The 18,637-nt window shown below is 59.2% G+C and carries 18 protein-coding genes and 1 tRNA gene; 9 read left to right on the top strand and 10 right to left on the bottom strand.

What is annotated here, in order from left to right; all coding sequences use genetic code 11:
• Positions 1-191 precede the first annotated feature (191 nt).
• Complete coding sequence (groL, locus tag PMN64_RS01785) at positions 192-1,844, top strand: chaperonin GroEL (protein ID WP_411779428.1); 1,653 nt, start codon at positions 192-194, stop codon at positions 1,842-1,844.
• Between the two features lie 645 nt (positions 1,845-2,489).
• Here groL and PMN64_RS01780 read toward each other — a convergent pair.
• Positions 2,490-3,413, bottom strand: a complete 924-nt coding sequence (locus PMN64_RS01780) for a LysR family transcriptional regulator (RefSeq protein WP_411779427.1) — start codon at positions 3,411-3,413, stop codon at positions 2,490-2,492.
• A 151-nt stretch (positions 3,414-3,564) separates the two neighbouring features.
• Here PMN64_RS01780 and PMN64_RS01775 point away from each other — a divergent pair, with 151 nt between their 5' ends.
• The 4 genes from PMN64_RS01775 (at position 3,565) to PMN64_RS01760 (ending at position 7,435) form a co-directional block, all read left to right on the top strand.
• Complete coding sequence (locus tag PMN64_RS01775; protein ID WP_411779426.1) at positions 3,565-4,389, top strand: flavin reductase family protein; 825 nt, start codon at positions 3,565-3,567, stop codon at positions 4,387-4,389.
• Positions 4,386-4,793, top strand: a complete 408-nt coding sequence (locus PMN64_RS01770; protein ID WP_411779425.1) for an ester cyclase — start codon at positions 4,386-4,388, stop codon at positions 4,791-4,793. Before PMN64_RS01775 ends, PMN64_RS01770 begins: the two co-directional genes overlap by 4 nt.
• Positions 4,794-4,809: 16 nt before the next feature.
• Positions 4,810-6,417, top strand: a complete 1,608-nt coding sequence (locus PMN64_RS01765) for a 4-hydroxyphenylacetate 3-hydroxylase family protein (RefSeq protein ID WP_411779423.1) — start codon at positions 4,810-4,812, stop codon at positions 6,415-6,417.
• Positions 6,418-6,529: 112 nt separating this feature from the next.
• Entirely contained in the window at positions 6,530-7,435 is a 906-nt protein-coding gene (locus PMN64_RS01760) for a dioxygenase (protein ID WP_411779422.1), read from the top strand.
• 433 nt (positions 7,436-7,868) lie between these two features.
• On the opposite strand, the gene PMN64_RS01755 is transcribed toward PMN64_RS01760, so the two are convergent.
• From PMN64_RS01755 to PMN64_RS01740, 4 genes are all read right to left on the bottom strand, one after another.
• The gene (locus tag PMN64_RS01755; protein WP_411779421.1) at positions 7,869-8,720 is read right to left on the bottom strand and encodes a hypothetical protein; all 852 of its coding nucleotides are present in this window, start codon (positions 8,718-8,720) and stop codon (positions 7,869-7,871) included.
• A 10-nt stretch (positions 8,721-8,730) separates the two neighbouring features.
• Positions 8,731-10,086: an MBOAT family O-acyltransferase gene (locus PMN64_RS01750; protein ID WP_411779420.1), complete on the bottom strand. Its 1,356-nt coding sequence runs from the start codon at positions 10,084-10,086 to the stop codon at positions 8,731-8,733.
• A 147-nt stretch (positions 10,087-10,233) separates the two neighbouring features.
• Positions 10,234-10,536, bottom strand: a complete 303-nt coding sequence (locus PMN64_RS01745) for a HigA family addiction module antitoxin (RefSeq protein WP_411779419.1) — start codon at positions 10,534-10,536, stop codon at positions 10,234-10,236.
• Positions 10,537-10,593: 57 nt separating this feature from the next.
• On the bottom strand, positions 10,594-10,875 hold the full coding sequence (locus tag PMN64_RS01740; protein WP_411779418.1) for a type II toxin-antitoxin system RelE/ParE family toxin: 282 nt from the start codon (positions 10,873-10,875) through the stop codon (positions 10,594-10,596).
• 105 nt (positions 10,876-10,980) lie between these two features.
• On the opposite strand from PMN64_RS01740, the gene PMN64_RS01735 reads away from it, so the two are divergent.
• Positions 10,981-11,319: a hypothetical protein gene (locus PMN64_RS01735; protein WP_411779417.1), complete on the top strand. Its 339-nt coding sequence runs from the start codon at positions 10,981-10,983 to the stop codon at positions 11,317-11,319.
• A 108-nt stretch (positions 11,320-11,427) separates the two neighbouring features.
• On the opposite strand, the gene PMN64_RS01730 is transcribed toward PMN64_RS01735, so the two are convergent.
• The 5 genes from PMN64_RS01730 to PMN64_RS01710 all read right to left on the bottom strand — a co-directional run bounded on the left by PMN64_RS01730 (position 11,428) and on the right by PMN64_RS01710 (position 15,579).
• Positions 11,428-11,946, bottom strand: coding sequence for an acyltransferase (locus PMN64_RS01730; protein ID WP_411779416.1), 519 nt, complete (start codon positions 11,944-11,946; stop codon positions 11,428-11,430).
• A 178-nt stretch (positions 11,947-12,124) separates the two neighbouring features.
• Positions 12,125-12,739, bottom strand: a complete 615-nt coding sequence (locus PMN64_RS01725; RefSeq protein ID WP_411779415.1) for an SGNH/GDSL hydrolase family protein — start codon at positions 12,737-12,739, stop codon at positions 12,125-12,127.
• Positions 12,740-13,120: 381 nt separating this feature from the next.
• Complete coding sequence (locus tag PMN64_RS01720) at positions 13,121-14,158, bottom strand: S1/P1 nuclease (protein WP_411779414.1); 1,038 nt, start codon at positions 14,156-14,158, stop codon at positions 13,121-13,123.
• Positions 14,159-14,217: 59 nt separating this feature from the next.
• Positions 14,218-14,823, bottom strand: a complete 606-nt coding sequence (locus PMN64_RS01715; RefSeq protein ID WP_411779413.1) for a hypothetical protein — start codon at positions 14,821-14,823, stop codon at positions 14,218-14,220.
• A gap of 680 nt (positions 14,824-15,503) precedes the next feature.
• Positions 15,504-15,579 (bottom strand) — tRNA-Ile (locus PMN64_RS01710).
• 378 nt (positions 15,580-15,957) lie between these two features.
• On the opposite strand from PMN64_RS01710, the gene PMN64_RS01705 reads away from it, so the two are divergent.
• From PMN64_RS01705 to PMN64_RS01695, 3 genes are all read left to right on the top strand, one after another.
• Complete coding sequence (locus PMN64_RS01705) at positions 15,958-16,239, top strand: helix-turn-helix transcriptional regulator (protein ID WP_411779412.1); 282 nt, start codon at positions 15,958-15,960, stop codon at positions 16,237-16,239.
• 584 nt (positions 16,240-16,823) lie between these two features.
• Entirely contained in the window at positions 16,824-17,873 is a 1,050-nt protein-coding gene (locus tag PMN64_RS01700; protein WP_411779411.1) for a Rieske 2Fe-2S domain-containing protein, read from the top strand.
• Between the two features lie 3 nt (positions 17,874-17,876).
• Complete coding sequence (locus tag PMN64_RS01695; protein WP_411779410.1) at positions 17,877-18,629, top strand: GntR family transcriptional regulator; 753 nt, start codon at positions 17,877-17,879, stop codon at positions 18,627-18,629.
• The last annotated feature ends 8 nt before the right edge of the window (positions 18,630-18,637 follow it).

Raw genomic sequence — 18,637 nt, 5'->3', positions numbered from 1 at the left:
CTCGTCGCTCACCCACGCGCATCCCCACCACCAAGAAGGCCGCTTAAGCGCTTTAGCCCGTTTCCTCATCCTAAGTAAGGCCCGAGGCAACCGGCACCTCGAAGGAGGAGGCCGGCCATTCAAATCTCATCCCACAGGAGCCTGTCCAGTCGCGCGGCGTCACGATCTGACCAGTTGAAAAGGAGATCATTATGTCAGCCAAAGAAGTCAAATTCGGCGTCGATGCACGCGACCGCATGCTCCGCGGTGTCGACATCCTCCACAATGCGGTGAAGGTGACGCTCGGTCCCAAGGGCCGCAACGTCGTGCTCGACAAGTCGTTCGGCGCTCCCCGCATCACCAAGGACGGCGTCACGGTCGCCAAGGAGATCGAGCTCGACGACAAGTTCGAGAACATGGGCGCGCAGATGGTGCGCGAAGTCGCCTCCAAATCGGCGGACGCGGCCGGCGACGGCACCACCACCGCGACCGTGCTCGCGGCTGCGATCGTCCGCGAAGGCGCCAAGTCGGTTGCCGCCGGCATGAACCCGATGGATCTGAAACGCGGTATCGATCTCGCAGTGGAAGCCGTGGTCGCCGACCTCGTCAAGAACTCCAAGAAAGTCACTTCAAACGAGGAAATCGCCCAGGTCGGCACCATCTCCGCCAACGGCGATGCCGAGATCGGCAAATTCATCTCCGACGCCATGAAGAAGGTCGGCAACGAGGGCGTCATCACGGTTGAGGAAGCCAAGTCGCTGGAGACCGAACTCGAAGTCGTCGAAGGTATGCAGTTCGATCGCGGCTACATCTCGCCCTACTTCGTCACGAACGCCGAGAAGATGCGCGTTGAAATGGAAGATGCCTACGTCCTGATCAACGAGAAGAAGTTATCTCAGTTGAATGAATTGCTTCCCTTGTTGGAAGCCGTGGTGCAGAGCGGCAAGTCGCTGGTTATTATCGCCGAAGACGTCGAAGGCGAGGCTTTGGCCACGCTTGTGGTGAACCGTCTGCGCGGTGGCCTGAAGGTCGCGGCCGTCAAGGCTCCGGGCTTCGGCGATCGCCGTAAGGCCATGCTCCAGGACATCGCGATCCTGACCGGCGGCCAGGCGATCTCGGAAGACCTCGGCATCAAGCTCGAGAACGTCACGCTCCAGATGCTCGGTCGCGCCAAAAAGGTCATGATCGACAAGGAGAACACCACGCTCGTCAGCGGCGCCGGTAAGAAATCCGACATCGACGCCCGCGTCGCCCAGATCAAGGCGCAGATCGAGGAGACCACCTCGGACTACGACCGTGAGAAGCTGCAGGAGCGACTCGCCAAGCTCGCGGGCGGCGTCGCGGTGATCCGCGTCGGCGGCGCGACCGAAGTCGAGGTGAGGGAGCGCAAAGATCGCGTGGATGACGCGATGCATGCGACCCGTGCGGCGGTCGAGGAAGGTATCGTACCAGGCGGCGGTGTCGCGCTGCTGCGCGCCTCCGAGCACCTCAAGGGCATTCGCACCAAAAACGACGACCAGAGGACCGGCGTCGAGATTGTACGCAAGGCGTTGTCCTACCCGGCCCGCCAGATCGCGATTAACGCCGGTGAGGACGGTTCCGTTATCATCGGCAAGATCCTCGAAAAGGACCAATACTCCTACGGCTTCGACTCGCAGACCGGCGAGTACGGCAACCTGATCTCGAAGGGCATCATCGATCCCACCAAGGTGGTTCGGGTGGCGATCCAGAACGCGTCCTCGGTGGCGGCTCTTCTGATCACCACCGAAGCCATGGTGGCCGAAGTGCCAAAGAAGAACGCGGGTGGCGGCGGCATGCCTCCGAGTGCGGGCGGGATGGGTGGCATGGGCGGTATGGACTTCTAACTCCGAATATTCAGAGCTCAACGATAAAGGCTCGGCGGCGATGCCGGGCCTTTGAGTTCGGCGGGTTTGTGCCACCACTGACTCGAACCTCCGACAGATTATCTCAAGTAAGGCGCAGCTCCCAAACTAGCTATCCAGCCGGGCAGCCTCCACCCTTGGCTGAGGCACTAACAGGCGGTGCAAACGAAGCATTATGATCGTGCGACGAATGCCCACTTTCTGCCCGATGAATCCGCTGGTGCGACCGGTAAGTCATTGATTGTTCTCAACCGGTAGCTGACTCTTAATCAGCGGCTTTGTCAGGTTGCGGTTGGGGGAAGCAGTGGCCCAAGGGGTCCTTGTCTTCGACACAATACGACACTGTTGGCGCAAATTGCGCTCTTGGCGTTTGTGCACCCCTCATCAGCTTAGCCTGGTTAGCAATGGGCCGAGGGGTGGCTTCACGCGGAAGATTGCAGGTACCGTAGGCTCTCTGGGTGTGGGGAAAGCCCGGTAGCGCTCCGCCGCTACCAGAAGCAGCCGTTGGATCATTGATTTACTGGCCCGCGATGATTGTTGCTGCGATCCTGTAGCAAATCAGTAGCAACATAGCCGGTCGCCGGATCGTAGCCGAGTCCTTGAAGCTCGCCGGGTATCCCCGTCCCGCTATTTGGTCGAATCCAGGTCCTTGGCGATTGCCTTGAGGCGCTCGCGCAGCCACCGATGTCCGGGATCGGTGGTGTGGCGCGGATGCCAGTACATCGCCTCGTGGATATCGGGCACGTCAAAGGGTGATTCCACCAGCTGGATGTTGCTCGTCGGAATCAGGCGCTTGGCGGCGCGTTCGAGGACATGACTGACGAGGTGGGTGCCCTGAATCAGAAAGGGCGCCAGCAGAAAGCTTTCAACCGTCACGTCGATCTGCCGCTGGATGCCGATCTGCGCCAAATACTGGTCCGCCAGGTTGAGCTGCCGATCGCGTCCGATGCCGTAGACTAGATGCGGCAGCCGCAAAAATTGCTCCTGCGTGATCTTGCCATGCCGCACCGCCAGATTGTTGGCGTCCAATGCGCAAAGCCAGCGATCGCTCATCAGCGGGGAAGACGGATACTCACTGTCGCCGAACAGCTCGCTCGGCTCGATGACAAGGTCGGCCTGATTCGCCTGAAGGAGTCGGGCGGGATCTCGCGATCGAGGCAGCAGGTGAACCGTTACATTCGGCGCTTCGGCCGCGACCGCGCGGACAAACGGGGCGAGAAGAACCAGCGCCGCATAATCGGACGCACTGATGGAAAACGTCCGTACATCCGCGCTCGGATCGAAGCCTCGCTTTTGCAGAAGTCTCGTTTCGATGTGGTCGAGCGTCTCGCGAAGCGGGATGATCAATTCCTCAGCGTTGCGCGTCAGTGCGAGATCTCGGCCGACGCGAACCAGCAGCGGGTCGTGAAACATGTCCCGCAGGCGGGCCAGTGCAGCGCTCACCGCGGACTGGCTCAGGCCGATACGCTCGCCGGCGCGGCTGACGTTGCGTTCGTTCAGCAGCGCATCGAGCACAACCAGCAGGTTCAGATCAACGTTCCGAAGGTTCAAAACAGGCTCCCATTAATGGAGCAAATCGTGCCACTCAAATCGTGCTCTCTTGCGGAGTCAGCGATCGATCAGCGATTGAGCAAGCCAGGATTCTGCAATGCAACAGAACTCGGTCTCAGCAAGTCAATACCATCAACAGTCATAGGCGACAATGTTGCGCAAGACGCGGCACTTCGCCAGAGGGCGCGCTGCAGCAGCAGGCCGCATCGACGCGGCCAATAGTTCGAATCTCAAATATCGATTGGACGTTCCCGCTGCCCTGCGCCTACCGTTCGATGGTCGAGGCAACGCGCCGCAATTGGTCGCGGCACGCAAACAAGAGCGAGCAAGTCGCAAGCGTGACGCAGGTGCGGGATGCCCGACGACGGGAGGATACATGGCCGAGCGTGAAGGACGATGTGCGCTGCGCAACGAACATAGCAACGAAGCCGGACAGGCTTCGTGGGAGCTGGAAGGCGGCTCCGACGCCGACGTGTTCAGAACAGCGATGCGGCGCATGGTCGGCGGCGTCACCGTCATCGCCACGCGCCATGCGGGACGGCCGTGGGGGATGACCGTGAGTGCATTCACTCCGGTCTGCATGGATCCGCCGACCCTTCTGGTCTGCGTCAACAGCCGCACGGTGACGGCGTCTGACATTTTGCGCGACGGTCGCTTCGCCGTGAACCTGCTGAGTCAGGCGCAGCTTCACGTATCTCAGCTCTGCTCCGCCGCCGGCTCGGACAAGTATGTCGACGATCACGTCGTCCCGGCCGCATTGCTCCCCAGTCGGGTCGTGATGCCGATCCTGCGCGATTCCACCGTCAGCTTCGATTGCAAGGTCGCGGAAGTCCGCCCGGTCGGGAGCCACAACGTCGTCATCGCCATCATCGAGTCGATCCTCGCGCCAATGTCGCGTCGGCCGCTGCTCTACGGCGAAGGAAAATATCTGCGCGGCGTCGGGATCGACGACTTTGCTACTGTCGAAAGGGCATGACGATGACGCTGATCGGGCTGCCCGAGCTTCTCTACCAAGCCTACAACAATCACAACCCGGATGCAGTTGCCAAGCTGTACGCGTCCGATGCGACCCACGAGGACATCGCGCAGGGCAAGCCCAAGCGCGGTCCCGTCGAGATCGCAAACGGGCTGAGCAAATTCTTCGGCTGGTTTCCTGATGCGCATTGGTCCGCGCAAGCCCAGATCGTCGATCCGACCGGATTGGTCGCGATCACCTATCTCATGACCGCAACCCTGAGTGGGCAGATGGGCCCAATCCAGCCGTGCGGTCAGAAAGTGTCGCTCCAAGGCGTTCTCGTCCTTCGTACCAAGGAGGGCCTGATCCTTTGCAGCAGAGACTACTGGGATGCAGCCACGTTCCAGAGGCAACTCACCCCCTAAAACTGGAGATTAGAGCATGAGGTCCGGCAAAGAGTATCTTGAGTCCCTGCGTGATGGTCGAAAGGTCTACGTCGGGGGCGAGTTGATCGAAGACGTCACGACTCATCCGGCAACAAAGGGCTACGCGCACGCGGTCGCCGAGTACTACGACCTTCATCTCGATCCGAAGAATCAGGACATCGCGACCTTCGTCGATGCCAATGGCAAGCGCCAGTCGATGCACTGGTTTTTGCCGCGATCCAAGGAAGACGTGGTGCGGCGCCGGAAATATTGCGACTTCCTTTGCCGGCATTTCAAGGGCGGAATCTTCACGCGGCCGCCGGCCGGCATGAACGTCGTCATGTTCACCCAGGTCGACGACCAGAAGCCATGGGCGGAGAACTCGCGCTTCAAGAACGGCAAGCGCGATCTCTCCAAGAACATCCAGCACCAGTGGGAAGAGGTGACGTCGAAGGACCTCGCGATCTCCCCGATGTTCCTCGACGTGCAGTTCGATCGCGGACGCGACAACGCGATGGCCGAGACCCCGATGCTGAAGATAGTCGAGGAACGGGACGATGGCATTCTCGTACGCGGCTGGAAAGCGATCGGTACGTCGGTGCCGTTCGTGAACCATCTTCTGATCGGCAATCTCTGGCGTCCCGGACAGACGCCCGAGCAGACCGTCTACGCCCTGGTGCCGATCGCAACCAAGGGCGTCTCGGTGGTCGCGCGAAAGTCGAATGCCGAGCCCGACGCCGATCCCTATGACCGGCCGCTGGCTACCATCGGCGACGAGCTCGACGCGATGGTGTATTTCGACGACGTGCTGATCCCGTGGAATCAGGTGCAGCATATCGGTAATCCCGATCATGCTAAGTGGTATCCGCAGCGGCAATTCGACTGGGTGCATCTGGAGACCCAGATTCGCCATTGCGTCCACGCCGAGCTGATGGTCGGGCTTGCGCTGCTGCTCACGCAATCGTTGGGAACAACGTCGAATCCAGTCGTCCAGGCACAGCTTGCGGAATTGATCCGCTTCCGCGAGACCTGCCGCGCCTTCATGATCGCCGCCGAGGAAACTGGCTTTGCGACGCCCGGCGGGCTCTACAAGCCCAACAATATCTACATCGACTTCGGCCGTGCCTACTATCTCGAGCACCAGCACAAGATGGTCAACACGCTGATCGATTTCTGCGGCCGCGGCGTGGTCATTCAACCCTCAAAGCGCGAGCTGGACGATCCCTATATCGGACCGAAGCTGGCGGAAGCGCTGCGCGGCGCCGAAATCAGCGCTCACGACCGGATCAAGATCTTCCGTCAGATCAGCGAGCGCTTCCTCACCGAGTGGGGCAGCCGGCACGAGATGTTCGAGAAGTTCAACGGGACGCCGTTGTACCTCATCAACCTGCTGACGATGCAGCGCACCGAGTATCAGGTTGATGGCCCGCTCACCGAGCTGGCGCGCCAGGTGCTCGGCTTCGGCGACACCGCGGAACTGGGCAAGCGCGCACAGGAGGCGGAAAAGGCTTCGCACTACGCCAGCGTCCGGTTCCAGCCCGATTACGCCAAGGCCCAGGACGTGCATGACGGCTACATCGGCGGCGAAGTCGACAAGAAGCCGGCAGCGGCTGCCCTCAACTGACGCCTGCGCCCCGGGACGGTTCGCCGTCCCGGGGCTTGCTGCTCGCGATCCAAAGCGTGAGACGGGAAATCCGTCTGGCGATATTGCAATGAACCTCTCCGGGACTCCCTCCATGCCTCAGTTTGATGATCGCCTCCTGACCAAGCGGGTCGTCGAGAGCTTTTCGCAGACACCGAACGAGAGGCAAAGGTTCTTAATGGTCGAGCTCGTGATCACGCTTCACGATTTCGTACGAAGGACCGACCTGACGTTCGAGGAGTGGAGCTCGGCAATCGACTTCCTGACGCGGACTGGTCAGAAATGCACCCCGACTCGTCAGGAGTTCATTCTGCTGTCAGACGTGCTCGGGGTGTCGATGCTGGTCGATGCCATCAATCACAGGGAAAGGGAGGGGGCCACCGGAACCACGGTCCTTGGACCATTCTATGTCGGCGAGCACAAGGAAGTACCGAATGGTAGCGACATATCTACCGGACTAAGCGGTAAGCCGATGTTTGTGTGTGCGCGCGTGACCGCTCCCGATGGAGCGCCGGTCGCGAACGCGATCGCCGATATCTGGCATGCAGACGATGAGGGATTTTACGACACGCAGAAGCCGTCGCATGCCACGGGGAACGGTTCGTTGCGGGCGCGTTTCCGAACCGATGCAGGCGGCCGGCTTGCGTTCCGTACCATCCTGCCATGCAGCTATCCGATTCCGACCGATGGGCCGGTCGGCGAGCTGATTCGCGCGTCAAGCCGCCACGCCATGCGGCCCGCCCACGTCCATTTCCTGGTGAACGCAGAGGGCTTCGAGCCCCTGGTGACGCACGTTTTTCTCGAAGGCGATGACTACCTGGATTCGGACGTCGTGTTTGGGGTCAAGGAAGAGTTGGTCTGCAAGGCCGAGCGGAATGATGGTGCGGTCATGCCGGACGGAAGGAAAGCATCCGGCCCCTGGTATAGGATGACCTACGACTTTCGCGTTCGGCCCGGCACAGGCCACGTGCCGCAGCCTCTCGCCGCGGGCACTGATTAAGGGTCTTTGAGCAGGAAATGCCCCTTACTCATTCGTCATCCAGATAAGCTACTGCGGCCGCAGCAAATGCGAACGCCCTCCGAGCGCACCATAAACCCAGAGCGGCGATATGTCGTCGCCATGGGCTTCACACTGGGCAAGTATCCGGCTCAGGAAGTTCTTTGCTGCAACAACGCTCGATCACCACCGTTCGCGGTCGCAAGCATGGAAAGCTGGAGTGCCTTACTCACGGGAATGGGCATCCGCGCGCGAGAGCAATGCGAGGGCCGCATAAGGCCGGTAAAGATCGAGCCGATGCCAGCGATTGTTCCGGTGCCGCGAAGCTTGATAGATCGGGATGAGATCGTGCGACAGGCGCTCGAAGAGGCGGCCAAGCGTATCGAGGCCCGCAACGGCAACGTATCCTACCGTCACGCTTGGCGCACCGCCGCTGCTATGAGCCGGTCTTGGAAGCCATAAATTTATCGGCCGAATGCCCGATGAGGCGAGCAACCAACGCAGCCGATCTAGGGTCCAAGTGCATGCCATCGGTCCAGCGCAGCTCAGATCGATCGACAGCGATATCCAGCCAGTCCGACGCGCTTGGAAATGCGTCTGAGGCTAGCTTGGTGCTTTTGGCGGCAAGGGGAGTGCCTTCATAATCTGGCGACCTTGGCATATGAAAGAGCAGGACGGTCGCTCCCTTCGACACCAAAATGGCCTTGAACTTCCGGATCTCAGCGATCGTATTCTGGGCCGCTTCCTGCTGTGGAGCGGCTTGCGCTTCTACGAAAAGCTGCTTGGCGAGCTCGACATCCGGCGCGTTGGACGGAGAACTCGCGATCAAACGATCAACTTCTGCTCGAACGTCCTCTTTGCTCTTCGGGTGCCTACGATTTTCGTAATACTGGGCAGCGGTACGTATCGGCCGAAGCACGGATGTCTGAGTTGCCCTATCGATTAGGTCTTGATTGACGGGGCGCCCCAAAATGTTGGCCTCGATCAGGACGAGCTTTGGCGCCGGCGCCGCTTCAGCTACGAGCTTTAACCCAGTCACAGCCGACTCGCCGGAGAGCGCTAGGTTCTCGATGTTCGCGGGCGCGAAATAGTCATCCAACATCCTGCCTGAAAGCGAGGTCCCTACGATGACTGCCTGATGAGAGGGATGGTTCAGATATCGGGCGGCTATCGCATGGTTGAGGCCGTCAGTTGTCGTAGTGAGCGGAGGAATTTCATGGCCGCCGGCGAGTTTCAGAATCCCTATCGCAGCGATCGCCGTGATTGCGAATTTCAGCATCCAGACCATTATTCGCATCCTAGAACTGGAAGTAGATGAAGGCCGACTCTGGGCCGGCCTCCGCGTAGGCGAGGGCAGCCAGCGCGCCATACACAAACGGCTCAATGGCGCGAACCCAGGCGCGTTGCGGTTGCCGCGGCAAAATGAAGTGCTGAAGAATGACCGGAAGCGAATAGGCGAGCGCCAGGCTCCGGTAGATCTTCGGCGGATGCTCTATATCGCTCGCTGAGAAGAGCCCTGCGAAGTAGCTAGCTGCGTGGCTGAAGTCGGGCAGCTTGAAGAATATCCAGAGCATTGAGACGGCGAGGAAGACCACCGCGGCCCGGAATACCTGGATAGCTGGCGACTTCAGTCCGTCCAACCTATCGACGAACGGGCGTTCGATCGCCAACAGGACGCCGTGCATCAAGCCCCAAACCAGGTAACTCAAGGCTGCTCCATGCCACAAGCCGCCCAGGCCCATAACCGCGATCAGGTTGAAGTAGGTGCGCGCCGGCCCGTGCAGGCTGCCGCCCAGTGGGATGTAGAGGTAGTTGCGGAGCCAGCTTGAAAGCGAGATGTGCCAGCGGCGCCAAAATTCGGCGATCGACCGCGAGATGTACGGCCTGTTGAAATTCTCAGGCAAGCGATACCCGAATAGCAATGCAAGCCCGAGCGCAATCGAGGAATAGCCGAAGAAGTCGGCATAAATCTGGAAGCTATACAGGAAGAGCAGGAGCCATTTATCGCCCATCTTCACCGTCTCGAAGAGAGGGTGAGCCATATAGGACGTCATCTCGTTTAGATTGTTGGCGCAGTAGAGCTTGAAGAAATATCCGAGTACGAGCCAGCGAGTGGCCTCGGCGAATGGAACCTTCGATAGCTCCTTGGGCTCGATCTGCGGGAAGAAGTTCCGGGCTTGCGTGATTGGGCCAGAGACCAGCTGCGGGAAAAAGATCACATAAAGGAATATCTCCCACACTGTTGCCGGTCGCCCGAGCTTCGGCAGGTCAACCAAGAGGCTGATGTTGTGGAAGACGAAGAACGAAATGCCGATCGGCAGTGGAAGATTGAGAAGGAAGTCGCCGAGAGCGTGGCCTGTCGCGATTGGCAGCGCAACGAACAGGAACTTGTATTTAAAGAAGGCGAGGAGACCGAGATTGAAGATGATCCCGGCGGCCGCCCATCCGCGGTGTTTAAAGGACAACACCAGAAACAGCCAGGTTCCGACGACGGCAACCACAAGCAAGGGCAGCAATTCCGGCTGCCCATATCCATAGAAGAAGATGCTTGCGGCGATGAGGACGTAGACTTGTGCTCGCCTCAGGAAGGGCAGGTAATAGATGGCGAAGACCACGCCAACGAAGATTGCAAACGGCCAAGATGTGAAGGTCATCGCTCTGCGGAACTATGCATGCCCATGCAGTTGGAAGAGAGTTCTTTAAGCAACTCTCAAGCGCGCGCAAATCAGAATCTGATTGTTGCGGTCGGTCTCGCAGCTTTCACCCGCCGGGTGGCTTGTGTCCAATTGCCGGCGGGTGTTTCAGGCCGCTTTCACGTCGATCGGTTTGATCTTGTCGAGATCGTCGCCGAGTTCCTGTTCAGCCATTTCCACGTCATAGGCATTCTGCAGGTTCAGCCAGAGCTGGGCAGAAGTCTTGAGAGCCTTGGACAGGCGAAGCGCAGTGTCCGCGGTAATCGAGGTCTCCTCGCTCGCGATGCGCTCGATCCTGGTGCGCGGCACGCCGCAGGCCTTCGCGAGCGCACCGGCTGAAATATCGAGGGGAATAAGAAATTCCTCTCGGAGCACCTCACCCGGGTGCATCGGGGGTAGTTTCTTTGCCATGTGGGACCCTCCTTGGTCTTGGACCTACCAGCCAATTGGCCAGCGGACATCTTCCGGCTAGTGGTAGTCGACGAACTCGACCTCCTTTGGACCTTCCTCAGTCCACGTAAAGCAGATGCGGAACTGATCGTTCACGCGGATGGAATGTTGGCCCCTACGGTCGCCCTTCAGGGCTTCGAGCCGATTGCCGGGAGGGGCCAACAGGTCGTCAAGATTCACGGCCGCGTTCAGGTACTGGAGCTTACGGCGAACTACCTTGAGCAGATCAGCCGGAAAGCCTTTCTTGGCTTTACCGTTGAAGGCCGCTTCGGTCAGCTCGTCCTTGAAGCTCTTGATCATGAGCTAATATGTATCATGTCGTGATACGGGTTGCAAGGGTTTTGTATCATGTCGAGATACATTCTTCTCGGCTGAATTGAAACCAAACATTCAAAGTTCTCAAACATGGAACGTGGCAGAGCACGGAAGCGTGCGGGCCGAAAGCCGGGCGCGGCGACACAGCTAAATAAGGCGGCGCGCGAGAAAGTGCTAGCCAGCGGGACCAGCCCGCTCGATTTCATGCTTGCGATCGTGCGTTGCGAGGATATTCCGCGGGCGGATCTGTTCGAGGCCGCTAAGGCGGCTGCGCCTTATGTCCATGCCCGGCCAGCTGATGTCGAGCACTCCAACCAGATCGGCGTCAAGAATGCATCCGAAGTAACCGACGATGAACTTGCGAACATCGCCGCAGGAAGCGGCGAAGGAGCTTCTGAAGCGCCGCTTGATAAGGCGCAGCTCAATTGAATGGTGTCGTTACTGCGGGTTCGAACCCGCTGCGGATCACAAGCCGCTCATCGAGAAGCTGGAGCAGGTAGCCGTTGGCGCGAGTGAGCCGCCGATAAGATTTGGCGGCTATTCGAGAACGCTTTTGCTGACCACGCTGCCGGGCTCAATGATGACGTTGCTTCCAATCTCGACCCCGCGGAGAATGATCGCTCCGGCCCCGATCTGAGCACCGTCACCTATTACGACAGGTCGCTCAGCGAGCTCGATTTGCTTGGGATGCCCGATAGTGAAGATGCTTCTGATCTGGGCGTGGCGCGCCGCAGCGCGGAGCGGATGCGTATGATTGTCGAAGACGTTTACGTCAGGCCCAATCACGACATTGTTGCCGATCTTGATTGACCCGCCCGACCATATCCGAGTGCCCGCATCGATGAAGCAATCCCTACCGATCTCGATGTCGCCACCGTGGGCGAAAACGAACAGCTCGCCGGCCACAAAGGTATTCGGGCCTATTCTGATATGCTCGCTGCTTTGCCGCGCATTGAGTATCCGAGCCTTCCAGCCGAGCTTGGCGCCTCGCGCAAGCACGCAGGTGGGGCGCCCCAGTAGGGTCTTTGCGAGGAAATCTAGGTTCGCTTGAACCATTGCCTGAGATCGGCCTTGAGGAAAAGCCACGTCGATTTCAGGACAACCCTCCAGTACGGAAGAATGCGCGGGTCTCGCGGAAAACGCTTTGTGTCAATGTGCATGTGTTGCATCTATCATTCTGACCCACAGCAGACAATATCTAGAAGCGATATTGCGCCGCAACCCAAGCGGCTCGCTAGCATCCAAGGGCCGACTTGAGCCGAGTTAGGATGGTATTGAGCCAAATAGCTTGCGCCTCCGGAGCGAGGTGTACTCCATCGACTGTCTTCTTGTTGATCGCAATGAGGGCCGATCGGATATCGACAAATTGGCGTCCAGCGTAGCTTCTGATCATCGTGCTTATCTCGTCGGACGATTTCGGATCGAACTGTTCTGCATTCACGCCTGATTCAAGCGGAGGAATGTCGGCAAATAGAACGAGTTCCGATCGTGCGCTCAGAGCTTTCGAGAGGAAGCGATAGCGATCGGGGAATTCAGCAACGTTTGCCGGCATCGAGTCATTGGTGCCGATGCCGATAACGAAAGCTTTAGCCTTGAAATCGAGGCGTCGAACCGCGAGCGCATAGTCATAGGTCTTGGCACCTCCGATACCTGCGTTCACCACCCGATGTCCGCAGACTTCAGCTGGCAACAGCGCAGATTCGACGATGCTATCGCCTCCGAAAATAACGGGCGATGGGCCAGCCTGCGCGAGCTGGCTCCGGATGACGAACAGTCTGGCTTCTAGGTGATCGTGAGCGCTCGCGGCTGATGCCGATAGCACCGCAATCAGTAACAGGGCGCGGAACATGCGCCTTCCTACCACCGCAGCCCGCAATAGAGCAACCTATGACAGATATCACCGCCCTTAAGGCGGCGATACGCTTCCGCGGGACGACGACTATCTCGACTGCATCGCAAGTCGGGCGGATCACCTGATTCATCGGCGTTGCAGGAACGGTTTGCATGCTCGTCGCGGACAAGCCCCCACCGGAAGATCAGCATACAGGTTGACGAAGAGGAGTTTGCCGAAAAGGCGCTCGGGATCATCCGACACCAAGGTACTCCGTGAGGCACGAGTTGGAGAAGCCATGCGGAGGAGACAACTGACCCATAGGCTTTCACAGCTCATCGATTGCCTTTGACCGATCAGACTACATCCTTGAATTGTAAGGAGCCCTGTCTCGCTTCGCTATGGCCAGATCTGATTCAACAGATTTGCCAGCCGTGCGCCAGCTTTGGCTAGTTGCTGACGCTTGATGATGTCTCGGCTTTGCACGTAAGCCGCATGATCGGGAAATGTGACTGACCACGCGTCTTGGCCGGGGGGTCTTGCGAAGACCGCACCCGCGAAGGCCTGCGGCGCGACCTTGATTGTATCGGTAGCCCAGGCGACGGGCCATTCTTCAATGCGGCTATTGTCAGGGGGGACTGCCTTGGCTTGCGGAAGCAGGTCGAGGGCTTGCTCGACCTTGAGACCGGTCGGCGGGGCGTCCCAATCTCCATGAAAGTTCTTTCCGTTGTCCTGGATTATGTTGCCGCCGATCGTGTCGGTAGCCGGATCGATCCCGTACGTCGCGTCGGGATCGACCTGACCGCCATTCTTGTCCAGGTAGACGGCTCCAACATGGAGCGGTTGGTGGAGATCGCCGACCAAGTGCGCCAACATGAACAGTGCTTCGCGTTTGTCTGCAATCTTGAATGGCGGCGGTGACGGTCTGTCCAGCAAGACGTCTATCGCGGCGGTGATGGCGGCAACGATATCGTGGTCGTTGGTCCCTCGAAAATTTCGGTCAAAGTGATCGCGTTGGATAGCGACGTCGTCAAAGTGATAGGTGTTATGGCACCCCATTTCTTCTAGGTAGTCCTTCTTGTCGTCGTCGGTTCTTTTCGTGAGATAGCTACACTGAACAAAGTTTCGCTTCACATATTGTTGCATGACGGGATGCGCCGAAGCGAAGGGCTTGCAAGATTCCTCATAGGCAGGCTCGACCACATAGTGGAATGTGCCGTCCGCGAAGTGATGTACGCTCTTGACGCAATCGAGCCAGGGGCCGGCCGTTCGTAGGTCGACGCCTAAATTCGCCGCAACCTGCTGTTTGGCATTCGCATGCAGCATTTCGTCGGCGATGGCGCCTACAATTTGGTGGCCGTTGGCATTCCACGCGAGTGCATCGTTCGCAAACAGCAGATATAGCGCACACGCAATTGCGACAACGCCCTTTGTCATGATGAGTCCTCTCTGCCGTCGTTGAGCTGGGTCGAACCTTATAGGCCGTTGGCCTGCGCCTATTTGATGTAGCGTCCTACGTCCCCCGAACTGATTGACGTGTCATAGCCGCCGGGCAAAACCGGTTGCCCATCGAAGAACAGCGCGATCTGGTTAGGGATACCGAGATCTGCAACGCCGCGTCGGCGATCATTAAGTATTCGGGCAATATTCCATTCGTCATGCGAGCCGAGGCTGAAGGAAACTGCAGCGCGCAGACCGTAGTACCGTCTGAATCCAGCTTTCGTAACATCTCCGGCGTCGGCAGCCTTCTTGAAGTCCGGATCGTCCCTCACTTTTGCATCGAAGTAATTGTCGAGTGCTTCAAGCGTTCCGACGTTTGGTAGCTTGAACGATTTTGCGAAATCGGATGGTCCAGCGAAGTCAAAAAAATCGAAGTCCTCGCCGTTGCCGTTCGGGCCTTCTAAAATTGTCGTCCACATGTACATGTAGTCAGCGCCGCTGGCGCCCTGCATTTCTTTGCTGCCTTCGGCCGCTGGATTCAGGATCCATGCCGCGCGGGCGCCGAGACGAATCTGCAAGTCCGCGGCTGTGTCGTGCGCCACGTTGACATTGTAGGGTGTAACCTCCACCTGCCGCCGATATTGGAACGCTGAGGTAGCCAATCGCTTTCCCCTGCGACCGGTTATCGAGAAGCAACCGACGTACGCGAACTATGTTTGCTTCGATTGCCTGCCGGTACGCTGTGTTGACGCAATAACAGAGATCGATGGCTGTGCAGAGGGTGACGTGCTCTTGCGAGGTGACGTTCTGAGCCGAAGCTGCAAGGGAGCTTCCGACGAGACTTAACATCATAGGAAGGACCAAGGATTTGTACGCGCCGGACCTTAGGATTCGCGACATACAAAGGCTCCGTAAAATAACTATCGCAATAATAGAAAGAGCATATCGCACTATTTAAGGGTGATCCACACAGGAAGCAAAATTATTCGATGGCTCTCGATCGGCCACGACCCGGAGCGGCCCTGGGATGCTGCCGCACGGGAAGCAAGTGATCGTCAGTCGCTTCTGCGTGCTCGATGGGGCGCCTCTCTGGGCGCTACGTCGGGTGGTGCGCCGCTAGTCGAAGTCGGACCCGAAGTCCTCGGCCGAGGTGCCGGCTTTCTTTGCTATGGGATGGGCGCGCAATCGGAGCAGGCGGCAGCAGCATAGAAGCCGATCGGCCCGCACATGGACCGACGCCGCCGCGCTACGTTCACGAACGAAAAGAGCACGTATCTGGTGCGGTTTCTGGTGCGGTCGTCGCGCTGCGGGCAATGAAGGCTCGGTAAGACGCTGATCTTGCTGGTGGGCCCGGCAGGACTCGAACCTGCAACCAGACCGTTATGAGCGGCCGGCTCTAACCATTGAGCTACAGGCCCCGCCGCCTTCCGGGCCGCGTGGCGCGGCCGGCAACGGTGGCGGGCACCGTTTACACGGTGCGCGGGGTTCCGGCAATCTCCGACCCACGGTTCAGCAACGCGGTATCACGATTTCACAAATCCTCGTTGGTAATTCGAACACCAGGCCGCGGAAGCGTCTTCCGCCAAATCGACAGTTGATGCCGCCTCCAAGTTCGCATGCCGTTTGGACCCCTCTGGCGTGGGCGGCGCCGAGACAAATAGCCCTTCCTGTTTAGGGATGTCGAAAATTGCCTCCTCAATGTTCGCTATCCCCCTCCGAGAGCGCGCTTCTCTATGATGACCGCATGCACGCTAGCGCCGTCTTTCGCAGCGCGCTGGTCACCTTGGAGGTTTCAAATGCCTAATACGATGGGCGGCCTATCCCCGCGCTTCCTGCGTACACCGGAGGCCGCGCGTTATCTTGGCCTTTCCGGCCGTACGCTCGAGAAGCATCGCACGTACGGCACAGGGCCCACGTATCGAAAGATCGGTGGTCGTGTTGTCTACGCGCAGGATGATCTGAAAGCCTGGGCCGATCTCGGCGCCAAGACGTCGACGTCGGATCCCGGCAAAGGGACGGTGCTACCAGCCAAGACGCTCCCAATACTGCGCCCTTACGCGGGCCAGGAAGGTCGCTGACCGCGGCGCGCAGACGATGACATCTGGCGCGAGATGAGCTCGATGCGACGCGAAACCCGTACGCGCGGGCTGTAACGCAAGTGAAGCGATTCAACCTCAAAGATAAGAATCCGCAGGCCTAATCGTAAGTGACCGGAAGGCAAAGAGTAGGTCACAGTCACAGGTGAGGTGGCCGGTAGGCGGAGCGCGCGGTGCGTTCGGAAATGCGCCGATCGCAATCGAAGCGCTCGAACAGATCGCCACGCTCTACGTGATCAAAACGACGGTCGGCGAGCTGAACTGCGAGCCAGTCCCCGGCCCGCAAAGGACCCAGCGCCCGGGTGGCGTTGTTTACCGGCTAGCGGCTCGACGAGCGGTTTGCGCGTCTTCGCGAGAGCAAAGATCGCAAAAGGGGTGGGCCAGCTTCCCGCTTCCTGAATACGCTCGATTGCATCTTCCGGATCTATGTATACAGCTTCTTCATCCGAACTATCAATATGACCGCTAAAATTATCAATTTCAAGGCACATTATCCTCATGCTCGCTGCACACTTTCGCCAATGTATACTGTGAGTATCCACGGAGAGTAAGGAAGGAGCGAGCGAATGGGTCACTGTTTTCCGATGAATGCTTGGTACGCCGCCGCTTGGGACGCCGACGTGAAACAGGCGCTATTGCCGCGCACGATTTGCGGCAAGCACATCGTGATGTACCGCCGCAGCAACGGGGAGGTGGCCGCGCTGGAGGATGCTTGTTGGCATCGACTGGTGCCGCTCTCAAAAGGTCGGCTTGAGGGCGACACTGTCGTCTGCGGCTATCATGGGCTGAAGTTCAACGCGCAGGGCCGCTGCACCTTCATGCCCTCGCAAGAGACGATCAACCCTTCCGCCTGCGTGCGTGCCTATCCTGTCGTCGAGCGCCATCGCTTCATCTGGCTGTGGATGGGCGATCCGGCGCTGGCTGACCCAGCGCTGGTGCCCGACATGCACTGGAACGACGATCCCGCTTGGGCTGGCGACGGCAAGACCCTTCACCTCAAATGCGACTACCGTTTGGTCGTAGACAATCTTATGGACCTGACGCACGAAACCTTCGTGCACGGCGCCAGCATCGGCAATGCCGCCATCGCTGAAGCGCCGTTCGACGTCACTCATGGCGAGATGACCGCCACCGTGACACGCTGGATGAAGGGGATTGCTCCGCCGCCATTCTGGGCGAAGCAACTGCAAAAGGCGGGCCCGGTGGACCGCTGGCAAATCATTCGTTTCGCGGCGCCGTGCACCATCAATATCGACGTCGGTGTCGCGCCGGCCGGCACCGGCGCGCCCGAAGGCGATCGCTCGGCCGGCGTCAACGGGATTGTTCTCAACACCATCACACCTGAGACGGATACGAGCTGCCACTATTTCTGGGCATTCGTGCGCAATTATCGGTTGGGCGAACAGCGTCTGACCACCGAACTCCGCGAAGGCGTTTCCAGCATCTTCCGCGAGGACGAGCTCATTCTCGAGGCGCAGCAGCGCGCGATCGACGAAAACCCCGATCGGATCTTCTACAACCTCAATATCGATGCAGGAGCGATGTGGGCGCGCCGCCTGATTGATCGCATGATCGAGGCAGAGAGTCCGCCGCAACATCGGCAGGCTGCGGAGTAGGGCATGGCCGAGCGAGACAGTGATCGCTCCGTCTCACAGACCGTGCGCGCGCAGCTCTGCCTGCGCGATCTGATCCTGTCGGGCGATTTGCGGCCTGGTGAACGGATTTCCGAATTGCAGGCGGTAGAGACGACCGGCGCCTCTCGCACCCCCGTGCGAATGGCGCTGGTTCGGCTGGAGGAGGAAGGGCTTCTGGAAGCGATCCCTTCCGGCGGCTTCACGGTGAAGGCGTTCTCCGAGCGAGATGTCCTGGACTCGATCGAACTGCGCGGCACGCTGGAGGGATTAGCCGCGCGCTTTGCCGCCGAGCGCGGGGTCTCGTCGCGCGATCTCGAGCCACTGAAAGGATGTCTCGACGAAATCGACGGCCTGGTGCAGCAGGATCGGATCTCGATCGAGGCCTTCTCCTCCTACGTCACGCTGAATGCGCACTTTCATGCGCTGTTGACCGAATTGTCGCGCAGCCCGCCCCTGATCCGGCAGGTCGATCGCGCGTCCGCGCTGCCGTTTGCCTCGCCGAGCGGTTTTGTGATGACCCAATCGGAACTGCCGCAGGCGCACCAGACGCTCTTGATTGCGCAAGATCAACACCGTGTCGTGATCGACGCTATCGAAAACCGCGAGGGTGCGCGGGCTGAGGCGATCATGCGCGAGCACGCGCGGCTGGCGTCGCGCAATTTGCGGCTGGTGCTAAAGAATAAGACGCATTTTGACCTGCTGCCGGGGCTGGCACTCATCAGGACTGCAGGCGATTAAAGGACGAG

This window comes from Bradyrhizobium sp. UFLA01-814 (assembly GCF_046718885.1).
In the GTDB taxonomy this organism is placed as follows: Bacteria; Pseudomonadota; Alphaproteobacteria; order Rhizobiales; family Xanthobacteraceae; genus Bradyrhizobium; species Bradyrhizobium elkanii.
Note: the sequence above shows the minus strand (reverse complement) of the source record. Positions and strands in the feature narration are given on the sequence as shown.